Here is a 17461-nt window from a genome sequence, read left to right on the forward strand (position 1 = left end):
CGGACGCAAACCGAATTAAATATGAATTGGTCTGCTGAGTTTTTCAGCAGACCCTAATTAATGAATTGTTGCGCGAAAAAGAGCAAGGAAAGCTCAATGATGGTGTTAGAGCGGTTTTCATTTATCCGATGAATGCTTTGGCAAACGACCAAATCAAGGGCTTGCGTGAAATTTTAATGAATTATCCCGATATTAGGTTTGGTGTATATAATGGCGGTACTGAAAATAAAGAGGCGGACGCGATAAAACTTTATGAAGCAATGTACGCCAATGAGAAATATCCTGAATTGAGAAAACGATTGCCAAACGAGGAAGTTTCACGCGAAAGGATGAAAGAACACCCACCACACATTTTATTTACAAATTATGCGATGTTGGAACATATGCTCTTTCGCCCGGGCGATGATACAATTTTTAGTAATTCCAATTTTAAGTTTGTGGTTTTGGACGAGGCACACGTCTATGCAGGAGCAACAGGCATAGAAACAGCTTTTCTGATGGGAAGATTAAAAGGAAGAATTAACGGAGAGAGGAAGCCTCAATTTATTTTGACTTCTGCGACTTTGGGTGATGGAAGCCCTGTAAGTAATAAACGAGTTGTAGAATTTGCAGAACGATTAACAGGTTGTGATTTTAGCACAGACGACATAATAACGGCATATCGGGACAATTCTCAAAAATCGTCAGAAATAAAAAAGTATCCAATTCAACTATTTGCCGATTTGGCAAATGAGGAAAATTTCTTTGACGACATATTGAACAAGTACAATCTAAATATTGCATATTCGCGAGAGAAAGAGGCGGAAATCTTGTATGATATTATTTCTACTTCTACTTGGTATGATACAATGAGAAGTAATAGAAATTTAATCAAACTCTATGACTTTGCCAGACTACTTGAAATATCCAGCCAAGAGGCAGTTCAATTTGTTTCTTTGTGTGCAAAAGCAAGAAAAAATGGGAAACCATTGATAGATATTCGCTATCATTATTTTTTAAAAGCATTAGACGGTTGTTATTTAGCACTTGATTACGAGGAAAGTTTGTCATTAATAAGAAAAGATTTTTATTCGACGTCATATAACAATTCAGCAAAAATGTTTGAAGTTACAGTTTGTGAGGATTGTGGCGAAATTGCTATCGTTGGGAAGGTTGTTAATGACAAATTGGTCAGAGCTAGTATTTCAGATGAGCGGAATTTTTATCAACCTCATTTTGATGAAGAATCAAATGACAAAAACGAAGATGTATATTGTCTTTGTAAAACATGCGGTGCAATAGTTGCGGAAGATGAATCACACAATCGTTGGTGTACATGTGGAAATACACAACCAATAAAAGTTGTAAAATTAATAAAAAACACTTCCATAAGCAATAAGGTATCCCATAATTGCCTCAATTGCAAAGGAACTTTGAGATACTTCAATTTGGGTTACGATACAGCAACAGGAGTTGTTGCAACCTCATTGTATGAACAAATTCCCGAATATACATTTACGATTGAGGATAATACTGAAACACAGGTCAAAAAAAATATATTCCTGCAAACTGCCGAAAAGAAAAAGAGTAAATCAAAAACAGGAAGTCAATTTTTAATTTTTTCAGATAGTCGGCAAGGCGCGGCAAAGTTTGCTTGCTTTTTAGGCGATTCATACAAAGAATTTTTACGCCGTCGTGGAATTTGGAATGTTGTAACACGAGAAGAAAACAATTTTAAGAATGGAATTGGCGTTAGCGACTTTGTCGGTTTACTTGATAACTATTTTTCGAGTTTACGATTATTTCGCAAAAGTAATTCCGACAGTGCCGAATCGTCCATAGTGGAAAATCGCCGTAACGCTTGGGTTGCCGTTCTAAACGAGTTGTACAGCAGCAATCGTGATACTTCATTGGTCTCTTTGGGTAAAGTTTCGTTTGAGTATCTTGGTAATAGCGATGATATTATAAATGTACTTGTCAGTAATTATAAACTTTCAAAAGAAGATGCGAAAAATTATCTAAATTATCTTGCTTTTGAAATCGTGCGTTCGGCAGCTATTATTACTGATAACGAAACGGATATAAACGATAGTGATAGAGAATATTTATATTTTACCCCAACGCAAAAGGTAATTACTAAAAATAAAGATAATTCGCTGTATGGTTCACAGGGATTTATGCCAACCCCATACTTATTAAAAAGTGGTGAAAAAAAGTATTATCGTTCTAACAAATTGACAATTACAAAAAAAGTTCTGAGTTTAGATGATGAAAAAGCCGTAGAATTTTTGGAACAGTATTGGGATTATTTGGTTTCCGATGGCAATAAATATAAACTTCAAACAAAAGACGGTAAAGGATATGTTGTTCCTGTAAAATATTTCAGAACGAATCTTGGAAAGAATGCAGTTCTTTGGCAATGCAAGAAATGTGGAAAAGTAACTCAATTTAATATTGGCAATAATTGTATTCAAATTGGTTGTAATGGAAACTTAGAAAGGCTCAATTCAGAAGAATTTTGCCGAAATAATTATTATGCAATGCTTTACAATAGTGAAAAGGTATCGCCATTATTTGTAAAAGAGCACACCGCTCAACTTGCAAAAAAAGATGCCTTGGATTATCAACAACAATTTATACGAAAAGAAATTAATGCTCTATCGTGTTCTACTACTTTTGAAATGGGTGTTGATGTCGGTGATTTAGAAACGGTATTTTTACGTAATATTCCGCCTCTCGCGTCAAATTATGCCCAAAGAGTTGGGCGTGCAGGTAGAAGTATAAACGCAGCCGCCTTTGCTTTGACGTTCGCGAGATTAAGTTCTCACGATTTTACTTTCTTTGACCAACCACAGGAAATGATAAACGGAGTTATTTATCCACCAAATTTTAATTTAGATAATGAAAAAATTCTGAAACGACATATTTACGCAGTTGCATTAAGCTCGTTTTTGAAAATCAACCCCGAATTGTATTCAGGCAATAACGCAAAAGCGTTTATTAACGAAAAGGGGTACAAAGAATTTGTAAATTGGCTTAAATCAGAGCCAAAAGAATTAACCGAGTTGCTAAAAAACTCAATATCAGGCATAAATCAACAGTTAAAAGACAAGTATATTAATAGTTATGAATGGCTTAATGACTTTTGCGGAGAGCAAGGTTCTTTTACAAGAATAATAAATGAGTTTGAACAGAATGTAAAGTATTTAGAACTAGAATACAAAAAGGCGATGAAAGCAAATGAAGCTGCAACTGCCAGAGTATTTGAACGAAAATTAGAAAGATATCAAAAGAACGATTTAATTGATTTTCTTGTTCGTGGAAATATCTTACCAAAGTATGGTTTTCCTGTTGATTCTGTTGAATTGATACAAAACATTGCTTCTCAAAGTTCTAAATCCTTAAATCTTAGTCGTGATTTGGCTGTTGCCATTGCCGAATACGCCCCGTCTTCTGAGATTGTCGCTGATGGCGGGCTATACACAAGTCGTTATATTCGGAAACCGATTGTGAATAAAAGTGAAATGAGCGATTTTGAAACTGCATATATTGCTACTTGTCCTGAATGTAAAAATATCAATTACTCAAATATGCCAATTAGTAAGGACGAAGGCAAACTTTGCGCTATTTGCGAAAAAGAATTGAAATCAAGAGATTTTTATAAAAGTATTGAGCCAAGAGCGGGTTTTGTTGCAGAAGAAGATGTCAAAGATGTTCCACTTAGTTCGCAAGAAAGAAAATATAAAACGGAAGCAATTTACATTGGCGACAAAATGGCATTTCCAATAAGTAAATATGAATTTGAAATAGAAAATATAAAATTGGAGGTAGAATCAACTGCAAATGATTCGCTTGTGGTTAAATCTACCGATTTTTTCTATGTTTGTCCAAAATGTGGATATTCCATTGCAAGTGATGAAATGAGTAAGTTGAAAGAATATGAAGATTATAGAGATGGAGTCTTACGAATAGAAAATACCAAAAATGGACATAAAAATCCATTCGGTAAAGGGAAATGTAACAATACTTCACTAACAAGATTTTGCTTGCACCACGAATTTAAAACAGATGTTGCTAAAATTTCTTTTGGTTGCGATACTTCCGACCAAGCTACAATGCTGTCTGTAATGTATGCTTTGCTAAATTCTTTTGCTAATGAGCTTAACATTGAAAGACGAGACATTAAGGCTTGTTTAACATACAAGAGAACTAATGGCAAAATGGAACATAAGATTATCATATATGATGCTGTTCCAGGAGGAGCAGGGCATTCAAGACGATTTGTAACAGAAGACGGTGCTGTACTAAATGCCGTAATAAAACGAGCAGTCAAATCGTTAGAAACTTGTCAGTGCGAACCTTCTTGTTATCGTTGCTTACGCAGTTATGAAAATCAAAAAATACACGAAATACTAGATAGAGAAAAAGCTTTGAACTTTTTGAAACAATTTACATATAAACATTTTGAGTCGGTTAGTTGATTTGGCTGGTGCAATTCGAGTGCCTTTTTGATTTTGTCTAACACTTGGGGCAGCAGATTTTTTTCAAATATTTTTCCACCTTCCATAAAATGCGGACACGCTGCGGACACGGAGAGAAAAACAAAAACGCTAAATCTTTATTTCTAAATGATTTAGCGTTTCTAAAAAGTACCCAGAGCCGGGATCGAACCGGCATGGAAGTGAATCCACTGGTGTTTGAGACCAGCGCGTCTACCAATTCCGCCATCTGGGCTTGTGAGGTGCAAAAGTACACAATATTTTTATATATCAAATAGCACGCCTTAACTTTTTTACAAAAGAATAGTATATTTTTCACAACGCTATTGTTATCATTTGTTTTGTTTGTATATTCGTATGATGTAACTTTGCATAAATTATAATCAACATGGATAATAAGAACAACTATTGCGTGATAATGAGTGGCGGTATAGGCAGCCGCTTTTGGCCTTTTAGCAGAGAAGCCCGTCCGAAACAATTTTTGGATTTCTTCGGCACAGGCCGTTCTCTCTTACAAATGACCGTAGATAGGTTCAAGAAAATACTTCCCCTTGAAAATATATACATCGTTACAAACAATGAGTACGCTCAAATGGTCATGGATGAACTTCCCGAACTGAAGCAGAATCAGGTCCTATTAGAGCCTATGCGCCGAAACACTGCACCCTGCATTGCTTTTGCCTCTTATCATATAAATTCTTTCAATCCCGATGCAAATATAGTTGTGGCCCCCTCCGACCATCTCATACTGAAAGAAGACGAGTTTCTAGCAATTATTCAAAAAGCATTCACTTTTGTTGAAAAGCATAACACTCTTCTAACTCTCGGTATCCGCCCCAGCCGTCCGGAAACAGGCTATGGATATATACAAATGAGCGAAGAACAATTGGATGGAATAACTAAAGTCAAAGTATTCACAGAAAAACCAAATCTCGAACTGGCCAAAGTATTCTATGAGAGCGGCGAGTTTCTTTGGAACTCCGGTATCTTTATCTGGAACAACCGCACCATCCTCGATGCATTCCATCGATACCTGCCTGAAATAACAAATCGTTTCGACCTGGGATTAGGTGCATTCGGTACCGATAAGGAAAAAGCGTTTATTGATGAAAACTTTCCGTTCTGCCCTAACATATCCATAGACTATGGCGTGATGGAAAAAGCGGCCAATGTATATGTTCAGGCTGCGGATTTCGGCTGGTCTGACCTTGGCACATGGGGTTCGTTATACGAGATATCGGATAAAGATGAGAATGCGAACGCTACTTTGATTGCCGAAACTTTATTCTTCGACAGTTCCGAGAACGTAGTCACCCTGCCTGCCGGAAAACTGGCGGTTTTGCAAGGACTGAACGGATATATCGTGGCCGAAGCTGATGGCGTACTTCTCATCTGCAAAAAAGAAGAGGAGCAGCGTATTAAACAATTCGTTGCTGACGTTAAGTTGAAATATGGAGAAAAATATATTTAAAATTAGATAGATACATGTCAAAACAACTTTTATCAGGTTTACCATATCTGGTGGCAGACATCAGTCTTGCCGACTTTGGAAGAAAAGAAATCGAAATAGCTGAACACGAAATGCCGGGACTGATGGCACTTCGCAAAAAATACGGAGCGACAAAACCATTGAAGGGAGCACGCATTATGGGTTCGCTCCACATGACCATTCAGACTGCCGTACTTATTGAAACCCTTAAAGAACTGGGCGCTGATATACGCTGGTGCAGTTGCAATATTTTCTCGACTCAGGACCATGCCGCCGCCGCAATAGCTGCCGCAGGTATACCTGTATTCGCTTGGAAAGGCGAAACGCTCGAAGAGTACTGGTGGTGTACAGAGCAAGCTCTTGCTTTTCCCGGAGGGAAAGGGCCAAATCTGATTGTAGATGATGGCGGGGACGCAACATTACTTATCCACTGGGGATATAAAGCTGAAGAAAATTCAGAAACCATAAACCGTAAAGGCTCCAACCACGAAGAACAGGTTATCTTAGACACCTTGTCGCGGATATTAAGAGAAGACAGCAACCGCTGGCACCGCACCGTTGCTGAATGGAAAGGTGTTTCGGAAGAAACCACAACCGGCGTTCACCGTCTGTATCAGATGATGGAGCGGGGCGAACTGCTGATACCCGCCATCAATGTGAACGATTCGGTAACCAAATCGAAATTCGACAACCTGTATGGTTGCCGCGAGTCCCTTGCCGATGGTATCAAACGCGCTACCGACGTGATGATAGCCGGTAAAGTAGCTGTTGTTGCAGGATATGGCGACGTAGGCAAAGGCTGTGCACACTCTATGCGTTCATACGGGGCACGCGTGATAGTCACCGAGATAGATCCAATCTGCGCATTACAGGCTGCCATGGAAGGTTTCGAAGTCACCACGATGGAAGATGCCGTAAAGGAAGGTAATATCTTTGTAACTACCACAGGGAATAAAGATATCATTACTATCGAACATATGGCACGCATGAAGGATCAGGCTATTGTATGCAATATTGGTCACTTCGATAACGAAATACAGGTAGACAAGCTTGTTAATTTCCCAAGCATTGAACATACAAACATCAAGCCTCAGGTAGATAAATATACATTCCCCAACGGACACTCGATCTTCCTGCTCGCAGAAGGCCGTCTGGTAAATCTGGGATGTGCCACAGGACACCCGTCGTTTGTGATGAGTAATTCATTTACAAACCAGACGCTGGCCCAGATAGAACTTTGGCTCAACGATTATGAAGTGAACGTATACCGTTTGCCAAAACACCTGGACGAAGAAGTTGCCCGTTTACACCTTGAGCAAATCGGAGTGAAGCTCACTAAATTATCCCAAGAGCAAGCCGACTATCTGGGAGTGCCCGTAGAAGGGCCATTCAAACCGGAGCATTACAGATATTAAGTATAAAAATCAAATAATCAACAAAGAGGTTGATTCCAGCATAATAATCTTTTCAAACCTTATTCTTAGGAGCAGGGATTTGAAAAGATTATTTTTTATTGAACCTTTTTACAGTAATCAGTTAACAACCTGCAACTGTTAGAAAGTAACAAAGGTAACAGATATATCAGTTAACAGTAAACAGTAAACAGTAAACAGTGAACTAACTTGTAACCCGTAACTGCCCTAGGGCGCAGTAACTTGTAACTTTCAAAAAAAGGTAACAAAGGTAACACTTGTTTACTTATTACTTTTTACCCTCATTGTAAGTCCCCCTTGGGGAAACAACGTTCGGCGGAGCCAATTTAGGGGGCCATTTCAATACTTCAAAGAGCTCTAAACTATCTGCTTGTACTATAGATAAATTTATCAGCCAATTATAGGTCTATATTTATTAATTTATAAAATATTTTCACTTGATAAACACGCAAAAGATTCGTGCGGCAGCAGGGGTCCGTTAGCATAATGAGGCTATTTGTTTAGTATATTTTGTCATGTTTGTGTCATTTTCCCAGATTTCCATCGACTAATATATAAAAAGCGGATAAATGGATAAAGTTGATTTGGAAAAGACATTTATTGATACGCTCCGTAGTAATGAACGGATTATCTATAAAGTTTGTTCTTTTTATGTTTCAGACGAATTTCCTTTGGCAGACTTGTATCAGGAAGTTGTAAGTAATCTTTGGGCTGCATTTCCCCGTTTCAAGAATGGATGTTCTATTTCTACATGGATGTACCGAATAGCGTTAAATACCTGTATATCCGGTATGCGAAAGGATACGCGCCGCCCCAAAGGTTTGCCTGTTTCCATATTACAGGATGCAATTGCAGAACCCGAAACATTGAGTGAACAAATAAAGGAAATGTACTATCATATCTACCGGTTGAAAACAATGGAGCGCGCTATTGTCTTGCTCTATCTGGAAGAAAAGTCATATCAGGAAATAGCCGATATCACTGGATTGACGGTAAGTAATGTGGCCACAAAAATAAAGCGTTCTAAGGAAAAACTAAAAAAAATGTCAAATCTTTAAATTGGGAAAACATGGAACTGGACGAATTAAAACATATCTGGCAATCTTTGAATGAACACTTGCAAAAACAAGAAGTCCTGAAAAAGAATATAATGAAAGAAATGCTACAGACAAAATCAGATAAGGCTTTGAGCCGTTTATTAAATTATGATATATTAGGCGTTGTTATTTTATTGTTAGCGATCCCTTTAATTATTTACGCACTTGATCTACATCCATATTTAGTTGAATACCGGCCATTTATGTATTCCATGTTAATCGTTGATATTATTCTTCTCTTTTGGCAATCCTACAAAGTATATGAATTGACACGGATTGATTTCTCAAAACCTGTAAGCACCAACATACAATATACCAATAAATATAATATACATATAAAAAGGGAAAAGCTGGGAATGCTGTTCTTTGTACCTGTAGTATTTTTTTGTTGTGCTTACCTATATGCCCGGCTAAATGTCAATATAATTTTGTGGGCCGGTCTTATATGTATGGCTATCGGCTTAGTATTATTTACAATCTGGTCATACAAAAGACTTTATGATAAAAATATTAAATCTATAATCCAAAGCCTCGATAATCTGAAAGAGTTAGAAGAGGATGATTGAATATCTTCGTCCCATCGGATTGTAAATCTCCCTGTGTCGTAGGGCTGTTAAGTTCTCCGCTTTGTTCTGTTATTTTCTGCCGTCATTGGCTCCGCTTCGCTCTGCCGAACGTTGTTTCTGAGTGAAACGAAGGATCTCCTTCGATTCAGGAGATGTTTGCCTCGCCTTCGCTTCGGCGATTTGCAATTCACTTCGTTCAACATGACACAGAGGGCATAAGAATTCTGAACTTAACAGCCCGGCCCTGCGTCGTGGTAAAACAAAAGTTCTTACTTGTTCTTCTATTTTACATCACGTACTGACACGAACTTATAATCCACATCTTGCCCGATAGCGCATAGAATGGAAATTAACCTCTATCGGCCTTTCTCTCCGTATATCTAATGTAATTCATCACTGCCTTAATGTCAAGATAAGAACATTCCTTGGGCAATCTCTCCTTTATCTCGGTCAAAGGAGTCTGAGGCGCAATCTCTCTCAATACCGGAAGCATATATTCCATCCTGCTTTCATCGACCAGACGGCTAACGGCCAATTCTCCCGTAAGTACAAAACCCGCCAGATGGCCTTCGATAGTCGTAACAGCCAGATTACGTTCCCTGGAAATCTCTTTCACCGACTTCCCGTCGTTGAAGAGAGACAGGGTCAGGCGTTGCGAATCGCCTTTCTGCGGCCGTTCCTTTTTCTCCGGTTTTGTTTTCGTAATTTCTTCCTTAGGCAATGTCAGTTTATCAAAAGATAACCCTTCAGTAAGATTGACGTCACCATAACGTACAAACTCCATGCGTTCGAGCAAACGGAGTAAAGTTGCATGTATCTCTTTAGCTTTCTTCAGATATTGTTTTACTTTCGATGCGTTTTTAAGACTGTCCAGATGCTCTTCCACAGGCAGTATTATATATTGCTGCACATCTTTATGAAAATACAGTATTCCTTTCTGTACGCGTTCCCGGAGATGGTTAATATCAGGGTTCGGAGCCGACAGTATCCGGTTCAGTTCCTTCGTAAAATTCAGGGCTATCTCCTGCTGTTCCACAGCCCTGCTGCACAACCGGGCAATCATCGCCTGCGTTTCTTCCTGCTTGGGAATTTTCTTTTCCGTCGCCAGTTCATACAAAGAATGCAGGCTGCGGATAAATGGCGTCCAGTCGAAATATTTCTTTACCTGTCCGGCACAATAACGAGGCTTTTCCCGAATCAATATCTGACGGAGATATTCCGGGCTTTGCTCTTTATTAGCGAACTCTAAGGCAAAACGGTCGGTGCTTATGCTCTGCGCCGTGATACGCGAAAACAACACAATCCCCTCCAGGGAAGTGCAACGGCTAAGCGCCACATATACCTGGCCTGCAGCAAAAGCCTGCCCTGCATCTATCACTACCCGGTCGAAGGTGAGCCCCTGGCTTTTGTGGATGGTGATCGCCCATGCGAGGCGTATCGGGTACTGGGTGAATGAACCCAGCTCCTCCTCTTCTATTTCTCCTGATTCTTCGTTCAGCTTGTAACGGACATTACGCCATGTTTCACTTTCGAGCTCCATTTCGTCCCCGTTTTCGAAGCGTACCTGTATCTTATCTTCCGTCAAGAGGCAGATAGTAGCCAGTTTTCCGTTGTAATACCTGCGCTTCTCTCCCGCGTCATTCTTCACAAACATGACCTGCGCCCCTTCTTTAAGCGTCAGACTGGCTTCGGTTGGAAGGGAATTTTCGGAAAAGTCCCCTTTCACTTCCCCGTTGAATTTATATTCTTTACCGGCTAATCCCAATAACTCCTCACTATTGATACGATCGGCCTTATAGTTGTGTGTGCAAAGAACAATATAGCGGTTTTCCCCGGGCAGTTTGAATGTGGGATTATAACGCCGGTTGAGCACCTGCAAATCCTGAGATGTGGCGCAATTGTTGCGGATGCGGTTGAGTATATCGATAAATTGCTGATCCTGCTGCCTGTATATCGTTTTCAGCTCTATATAAAGAGGTGTATAATCGGCCAGTACCTGCGCATGGAAAAAGAACGGGGACGGATAATGATGTTTCAGCAGTTCCCATTCCGAAGTTTGCACGACAGGTGGTAACTGGAACATATCCCCGATAAACAGTATCTGCACCCCGCCGAAGGCCTGCTGGTTGTTCCTATACCGGCGAAGCATATAATCGATGGCATCGAGCATATCGGCACGCAACATACTTACCTCGTCTATAATCAGCAGATCGAGCTCACGCAACATTTCTATTTTAGACTTGCGCAGCTTGAAATGATAGTCCAGTTTCTTCTTTCCTTCAAAGTTGGGAATAAACGGTTCGAACGGCAATTGAAGCAGGGAATGTAATGTCACTCCCCCTGCATTGATGGCGGCAACACCGGTAGGGGCGGCCACAACGACATTCTTATCTACATTTTGTCGTATATAATGAAGGAATGTAGTTTTACCAGTTCCGGCTTTTCCCGTAAGGAATACACTTTGTGAAGTATTACCCACTATATCGGCAGCCAGCCTGAAAACTTCGTTTGCGGAAAGTTGATTCATTTATTTTGATGATTAAGGTCACAGACCTATTTATTGCGTTCATATCTGAAACAGCGATAGTTAGTTATGACTAAATAATGTAGCACTAAATATTTTCTTTTACTTATATTACAAATATAATGCTTATTTCGTACATTTAGGGTCGCAGAGCCCTTTGTTATTTCCCGGGATATGCGCACAGTTGCGATGAGATCGAGAAAAAAGTGTCAGTATCAAATGAAACGTATTATGAAACAGATATTATCCTCCATTATATTGATATATATATTGAGTTCGTGTACCACGATCAATCTTATCCCTATAGATGTACGGCAACCCGCATTCATATCTTTCCCTCCGGAAATTACGAATGTGGTTATTGTCGACAACAGCCCTACGCCAGACAACGACGAAGAAACCGCAACCCCGAATAATGGTCCGTCTATCTTATCGATGGACAGCGCACGCACAATATTCCTGAACTCACTGACTAAGTTTATGAATGAAGAAAAATACTTCAACAAAGTAGAACTATACCCTTATAAAACATATAATGGATCGAGCAATGATATAACCCTGCTGCCGGCAAGGAAAGTTCAGACCATTTGCCAAGAGAAAGATGCGGATGCATTAATATCTCTCAATCTGTTCGCCATTTCCGCTCAACTGGAAACAGAGAACACGGCGTATTTTAGTAATTACAGCATTCTCGGCACAAAGTTGGGAATCATAATGAGAGCATATGCCAAAGACGGTTCTCAATACGGCAACCCGGTCGGCCTTGTAGACAGCCTTTTCAGAGAGGAAACGGCAGACTGGAGCCGGATAAAGAACAACGTAGACGAAATAAACAGCCTTGTTACCGAAATGTCGGTAGTAGGTGCCGATAAAATAACCGGCAACTTCATACCTTCGTGGAAGACAAGCCAACGCTGGTACTACTCGGACAACTCTTCGGAGATGAAAAAGGCTGCGAAATTTGTGGAACAGGGAAAATGGGCGGAAGCCGCGGACATCTGGGGCGGATTGTACGATGACAGTAAGCCGACAAAGAAAATACGTCTGGCATCCAATATCGCTTTAGCAAATGAATCCCTCGATGATATAGAGAATGCCGTAAAATGGATAACCACAGCTTTTGAGATGTTACCCGAAAAGAGCCGCTCGGAACTGGCCATCCAGATAGCCCTGTATAAGGCGGAACTGGATACAAGGCTAAAAAATATACCCAAGCTGAAGGAACAGCTTGGGATAGAGGAGGAACCCCTCGAAGGAAATCCTGATTCTGTTTCCGAATAAAGTATTACATTCTGTCCGGAACTTCTATGCCTAACAGCGACATACCGCTTTTTACGATTTTACCTACTTCCTGCGAAAGAACGAGGCGGAAATCTTTCAACGCAGTATTTTCTTCTTTCAGTATTGTATAGTCGTGGTAGAATTGGTTATATTCCTTTACCAGATCGTATATATAATTCGCGATTAATGCAGGGTTGTATTCATCTCCGGCCTGCTTCACTACGGAAGCATAATCGGAAAGCAACTGTATAAGGTTTTCTTCTTTGGCTGTCAATTCCGTATCAACAGGCAACAATGCAGGAACAGACAATCCCTGTTCACCGGCCTTACGGATCACCGATTGGATACGTGCGTAGGTATATTGTATAAATGGCCCTGTATTTCCGTTAAAGTCGATAGATTCTTTCGGATTGAAAGTCATGTTTTTCTTCGGGTCTACCTTTAGGATAAAATATTTCAATGCCCCCATCCCCACGATACGGGCAATATTGTTTGCTTCATCTTCTGTAGCCCCGTCCAGTTTACCCAGCTCTTCGGATGTTATCTTGGCAGTGGATACCATTTCTGCGACCAGATCATCGGCATCTACAACCGTGCCTTCACGCGATTTCATCTTACCTTCGGGCAATTCTACCATGCCATACGAAAAATGCACAAGCCCCTTGCCAAACTCGTACCCAAGCTTATCTAAAACGATGGACAATACCTGAAAATGATAATTCTGCTCGTTACCTACGACATAGATCATTTCGCTCAGGTCTTTATGTGCCTTGAAGCGTTGCTGTGCAGTACCTATATCCTGAGTCATATAAACGGAAGTGCCATCGCTGCGGAGAAGCAGTTTATGATCCAGCCCTTCGGCTGTAAGGTCAGCCCACACCGAGCCATCTTCTTTCTGATAGAAAACACCTCTTTTCAACCCATCCAGAACCGTTTCTTTTCCATCCAGATAAGTTTCCGATTCGTAATATATCTCATTAAAGTCTACTCCCAGCTTCTTATATGTTTCATCAAAGCCTGCGTACACCCATGAATTCATCATTTTCCACAAACAGACCGTATCCGTATCTCCGGCCTCCCATTTGCGGAGCATTTCACGGGCCTCAGCCATCAGTTTGGACTGGCTCTCAGCTTCTTCTTTCGACAATCCTCTTTCTTGTAATTCCGCCAACTCAGTTTTATAATGCCTGTCGAACAATACATAATAGTCACCCACCAGATGATCTCCTTTTTTACTGCTCGATTCAGGCGTCTCCCCATTACCCCATTTCTGCCATGCCAACATGGACTTGCAGATATGGATGCCACGGTCATTTACTATATTGGTTTTTATTACCCTTTTACCGTTTGCTTTTAACACTTCGGACAGAGCAAAGCCAAGCAGATTGTTACGCACATGCCCCAAATGCAAAGGTTTATTGGTATTTGGTGAAGAATATTCCACCATAACGAGCGGAGCATCCGCTTTTATCTCCTGGATTCCGTAGTTTTCAACAGAATGCACAGAATTAAGTTCCTGTAACCAACAAACTCCGGCTATAGTCAGATTCAGAAAGCCCTTTATTACATTAAATTTTTCTACTTCAGAAGTATTCGCGACCAGCCATTCCCCTATCTCCTGAGCGGTTTGCTCCGGACCTTTCCTTGACATTTTCAAAAAAGGGAAAACTACCAGTGTAAGATGACCTTCAAATTCTCTTTTGGTTTTTTGCAATGAGGCCTGCTCGGGCGATACTGTTTGTCCGTAAAGGATTTCAATCCCTTTTATTACGTTTTCCTGCAACTTGGCTTCAATCTTCATATATCAATTATTTATTATTCTTAATATTAAGTTTGCAAAATTATAAAAAACTATCTATAAAGCTTATAAAAGCTGGGAAGTTTTATCTATAGGGTAGATAGCTGTTAGCAGTTGGATCTTTGACGTATTGATTAAAGCCGTTACGAGTTTGCCTCGCCTTCGCTTCGGCGAATGTTATTTCTGCGCCCTTCGGGCAGTTACGGGTTACAAGTTAGTTCACTGTTTACTGATGACTGTTAACTGTTGACTGTAAATAGTGTTGCCTTTTGACCATATATGGTTAGCATATATGAAAACAGATAATGTATCTAAATTGTAAAAGATGATGCATAGAAACGTTTCATTAGCGATTCGAACCACTTTTTCACTACATCTAGTGATTGCCGGAAATAAAGAGAATATATTACTTTGTGTAATCTAATAAATATAATCTATGAAACGATATTCATATATAAAGAATACACTATTGATCTCATTGGTATTTAATTGTATAACATCTGTTTATGCTAAAGGTGAATTACCTAAAGATACATTATATACCGAACTGAAAAATGACATTGTCATACTTTCCACAACAAAGGAAACCAATAGCCTCAAATCTTTGCCGGCTGCTGTTTCTGTATTTTCTCCTAAGAATCTGGATGCATTGCAGGTGCACTCCCTGAAAGACCTGAGTGCCATTGTGCCTAACTATTTCGCGGCCGATTACGGGTCCAAAATGACGGCACCTGTTTATATACGGGGAATAGGCGCACGGTCCGGTGACCAGACAGTGAGCATGTACGTGGATAATATTCCTTATTTCAATACAACCTCTTTCGATACCGAATTATTTGATATCCAGCGGATAGAGGTGCTTAGGGGTACACAGGGCACGCTATACGGCCGTAACGCAATGGGTGGTATAATGAATATTTATACCTATTCACCCTTGACGTATGAAGGTACGAGTGTTAAGGCAGGTGGAGGGAATTACGGTTTGTTTACAGCCAATGCATCCCATTATCAGAGGCTGAGTAATAAAACGGGATTCTCTGTGGGAGCCTATTACCGCCAGGATAACGGATATTTCACCAATCTATATACAGGCAAGAAGGCCGATGACCTTAAAAATGCAGGAGGCCGGGCTAAGTTTGTATGGGATATAACCTCCCGGCTTTCACTTAATTACAGTTTGAGCTTCGACTATGTAGATCAGGGAGCTTTTCCCTATGCGAATGTAGCTACAGGGGATATAAATTATGATTCGGAAGGCTACTACAAGCGCAGGCTCGTGACAAACGGACTGGCCCTGAAATATGCAGGCAACAACTACGAGATAAATTCTACAACCGGGTATCAATACCTGAATGACGAAATGAATATGGATCAGGATTATACGCCTTTATCCCTTTTTCAGATCAATCAACGCCAACGGCAAAATTCATTGAGTCAGGAAGTAACGGTTAAATCTGTGAGTGCATCAGATTATCAGTGGTCGTTCGGCGGATATGGTTTTTACGATTACCTGCACAACACACCTCCCGTATATATGATGAAAGACGGGATAAAGCGTTTTCTGCAAGACCCGCTGACAAACGCAGGGGCGCCCATTACTTTTACCGATGATCAAATTGATCTGAATGGTGAGTACAAGCGCCCTATTTACGGATTGGCGGTCTTTCATCAGTCGACATTCAATAATCTTTTCGGACTTAAAGGTTTTTCTGCCACGTTGGGATTACGCCTCGATTATGAAAAGACTAAACTGGATTATAATGCCTATACCTCTGCCGGATTTGATATAAATACGGGCCCGGGCAGACCTGTTATGTCGCACACTGTCGATACGGCAGTAGTAGGAAAATCATCTTCCGATTATCTGGAATTGTTGCCGAAAGGGGTATTGAAATACCAGTTCAACCCCGATTCATATGTGTATGCATCGGCGTCCAGAGGCTATAAGGCAGGCGGGCACAACATCCAGATATTTGCAGATCTGCTACAAGAGGCACTTGAGGCAAAGATGAAAAACAGCATGCCGGGAAGCCAGCCTTCGGAAGAAGGTACTCCTATAAATGAGCGTATCTCATATAACCCTGAGTATAGCTGGAATTACGAATTGGGAGGACAGGCCGATATAATCAGTAATACCTTATCCGCGAACATTGCCCTCTATTATATGGATGTCCGTGATGTACAGATCACCCAGTTTATAAAGACCGGGGGCGGACGTATGGTAAGCAATGCAGGTAAGGCAGAAAGCAAGGGACTGGAAGTAGGAATAAAAGCCCGCCCGTGCAATGGTTTCTATCTTTATGCAAGCTACGGATTAGCCGATGCCACATTCAAGGATTATAAAGTAAGGGATAAAGAGGGGACTGTTATCCATGATTATACAGGGAATCATATCCCTTTTGCTCCAAGTTCCACATTCAGCGTAGGCGGCAGTATTTCTTACGATTTCAAACATAATACGATCCTTGACAAGATCACATTCGATACTAATTTCGCCGGTGTGGGCAAAGTGTACTGGGCTGAGGACAATGATATGTCGCAGGGCTTCTACGGTACGTTGAACGCTCATCTGGCGTTGGATAAGAGTATATTTACGCTCGAAGTATGGGGGAAGAATATTCTCGACAGGGATTATAATACGTTCCTGTTCGAATCTATGGGCGACTATTTTGCACAAAAAGGAAAGCCGGTGCGCTGGGGGGCTTCGCTGAAAATTACATTGTAATTCTTGCCTTTATATAATAAGAAAAGTGCCTTTTTGAGGCACTTTTCTTATTATACATGTATTAAATTCT

General features: G+C 40.4%; 9 protein-coding genes, 1 tRNA gene and 1 pseudogene. 8 read left to right on the forward strand and 3 right to left on the reverse strand.

The window, feature by feature from the left end:
• Positions 1-53: 53 nt before the first annotated feature.
• A pseudogene (locus ACFO6W_RS17845) lies at positions 54-2744 on the forward strand (DEAD/DEAH box helicase family protein); the annotation flags it as partial.
• A gap of 93 nt (positions 2745-2837) precedes the next feature.
• Complete coding sequence (locus ACFO6W_RS17850; protein WP_379998961.1) at positions 2838-4460, forward strand: DUF1998 domain-containing protein; 1623 nt, start codon at positions 2838-2840, stop codon at positions 4458-4460.
• A 169-nt stretch (positions 4461-4629) separates the two neighbouring features.
• On the opposite strand, the gene ACFO6W_RS17855 is transcribed toward ACFO6W_RS17850, so the two are convergent.
• Positions 4630-4713, reverse strand: a tRNA-Leu gene (locus tag ACFO6W_RS17855).
• 153 nt (positions 4714-4866) lie between these two features.
• Here ACFO6W_RS17855 and ACFO6W_RS17860 point away from each other — a divergent pair.
• From ACFO6W_RS17860 to ACFO6W_RS17875, 4 genes are all read left to right on the forward strand, one after another.
• Positions 4867-5949 (forward strand): mannose-1-phosphate guanylyltransferase, encoded by a 1083-nt coding sequence (locus tag ACFO6W_RS17860; protein WP_379998901.1) that lies wholly within the window; start codon positions 4867-4869, stop codon positions 5947-5949.
• Positions 5950-5963: 14 nt separating this feature from the next.
• Positions 5964-7382, forward strand: coding sequence for an adenosylhomocysteinase (ahcY, locus tag ACFO6W_RS17865; protein ID WP_379998903.1), 1419 nt, complete (start codon positions 5964-5966; stop codon positions 7380-7382).
• 587 nt (positions 7383-7969) lie between these two features.
• Positions 7970-8458, forward strand: a complete 489-nt coding sequence (locus ACFO6W_RS17870) for an RNA polymerase sigma factor (protein WP_379998905.1) — start codon at positions 7970-7972, stop codon at positions 8456-8458.
• Between the two features lie 11 nt (positions 8459-8469).
• Positions 8470-9063 carry a hypothetical protein gene (locus tag ACFO6W_RS17875; protein WP_379998907.1) on the forward strand — a complete coding sequence of 198 codons (594 nt, stop codon included), beginning with the start codon at positions 8470-8472 and terminating at the stop codon, positions 9061-9063.
• Between the two features lie 349 nt (positions 9064-9412).
• Here the strand turns inward: ACFO6W_RS17875 and ACFO6W_RS17880 are convergent, their stop codons facing one another.
• Positions 9413-11590 carry a helix-turn-helix domain-containing protein gene (locus ACFO6W_RS17880; protein ID WP_379998909.1) on the reverse strand — a complete coding sequence of 726 codons (2178 nt, stop codon included), beginning with the start codon at positions 11588-11590 and terminating at the stop codon, positions 9413-9415.
• A 228-nt stretch (positions 11591-11818) separates the two neighbouring features.
• On the opposite strand from ACFO6W_RS17880, the gene ACFO6W_RS17885 reads away from it, so the two are divergent.
• A complete protein-coding gene (locus ACFO6W_RS17885; protein WP_379998911.1) occupies positions 11819-12868 on the forward strand; it encodes a DUF6340 family protein in 1050 nt (349 codons plus the stop codon).
• A 4-nt stretch (positions 12869-12872) separates the two neighbouring features.
• On the opposite strand, the gene argS is transcribed toward ACFO6W_RS17885, so the two are convergent.
• Positions 12873-14669 (reverse strand): arginine--tRNA ligase, encoded by a 1797-nt coding sequence (argS, locus tag ACFO6W_RS17890; protein WP_379998913.1) that lies wholly within the window; start codon positions 14667-14669, stop codon positions 12873-12875.
• 433 nt (positions 14670-15102) lie between these two features.
• Here argS and ACFO6W_RS17895 point away from each other — a divergent pair, with 433 nt between their 5' ends.
• Complete coding sequence (locus ACFO6W_RS17895) at positions 15103-17391, forward strand: TonB-dependent receptor (protein ID WP_379998915.1); 2289 nt, start codon at positions 15103-15105, stop codon at positions 17389-17391.
• Positions 17392-17461 lie beyond the last annotated feature (70 nt).

Origin of the sequence: Dysgonomonas termitidis (assembly GCF_042654545.1) — a bacterium.
GTDB lineage: Bacteria > Bacteroidota > Bacteroidia > Bacteroidales > Dysgonomonadaceae > Dysgonomonas > Dysgonomonas termitidis.

Excerpts from the sequence above, each read along its gene's own strand:
- ACFO6W_RS17895 (WP_379998915.1), top strand. The coding sequence starts at position 15,103 with ATGAAACGATATTCATATATAAAGAATACACTATTGATCTCATTGGTA.
- ACFO6W_RS17850 (WP_379998961.1), top strand. The coding sequence starts at position 2,838 with ATGATAAACGGAGTTATTTATCCACCAAATTTTAATTTAGATAATGAA.
- argS (WP_379998913.1), bottom strand. The coding sequence starts at position 14,669 with ATGAAGATTGAAGCCAAGTTGCAGGAAAACGTAATAAAAGGGATTGAA.
- ACFO6W_RS17880 (WP_379998909.1), bottom strand. The coding sequence starts at position 11,590 with ATGAATCAACTTTCCGCAAACGAAGTTTTCAGGCTGGCTGCCGATATA.
- ACFO6W_RS17860 (WP_379998901.1), top strand. The coding sequence starts at position 4,867 with ATGGATAATAAGAACAACTATTGCGTGATAATGAGTGGCGGTATAGGC.
- ACFO6W_RS17875 (WP_379998907.1), top strand. The coding sequence starts at position 8,470 with ATGGAACTGGACGAATTAAAACATATCTGGCAATCTTTGAATGAACAC.
- ACFO6W_RS17885 (WP_379998911.1), top strand. The coding sequence starts at position 11,819 with ATGAAACAGATATTATCCTCCATTATATTGATATATATATTGAGTTCG.
- ACFO6W_RS17870 (WP_379998905.1), top strand. The coding sequence starts at position 7,970 with ATGGATAAAGTTGATTTGGAAAAGACATTTATTGATACGCTCCGTAGT.
- ahcY (WP_379998903.1), top strand. The coding sequence starts at position 5,964 with ATGTCAAAACAACTTTTATCAGGTTTACCATATCTGGTGGCAGACATC.